Origin of the sequence: uncultured Vibrio sp. (genome assembly GCF_947488985.1) — a bacterium.
GTDB lineage: Bacteria > Pseudomonadota > Gammaproteobacteria > Enterobacterales > Vibrionaceae > Vibrio.
Genome location: NZ_CANLBV010000413.1, coordinates 1 through 217, shown reverse-complemented (window position 1 = coordinate 217; position 217 = coordinate 1). Strand labels below are relative to the sequence as shown.

At 44.2% G+C, this 217-nt stretch carries 1 protein-coding gene; it reads left to right on the top strand.

The features are described from left to right. Positions 1-35 precede the first annotated feature (35 nt). The coding region (locus Q1A70_RS20805) for a transglycosylase SLT domain-containing protein (protein WP_299697717.1) at positions 36-217 on the top strand (182 nt) is incomplete at its 3' end.

Genomic DNA, 217 nt, shown 5'->3' with positions numbered 1-217 from the left:
ACCTATCATTAGGTCATTCGGTGGACTTGGGGTTGATGCAAATCAACACAACAAACTTGAGGGCTTACAAGGTGAGCATGGAGGATATGTTCGACCCTTGCCAGAACATCACGGTAGGCTCAAAGATTTTGTATGAGGGCTATCAGCGAGCTTTAAGGATAAATTCCGAGCCTGATATGGCATTAAAAATTGCGTTGTCTTATTACAACACGGGCAG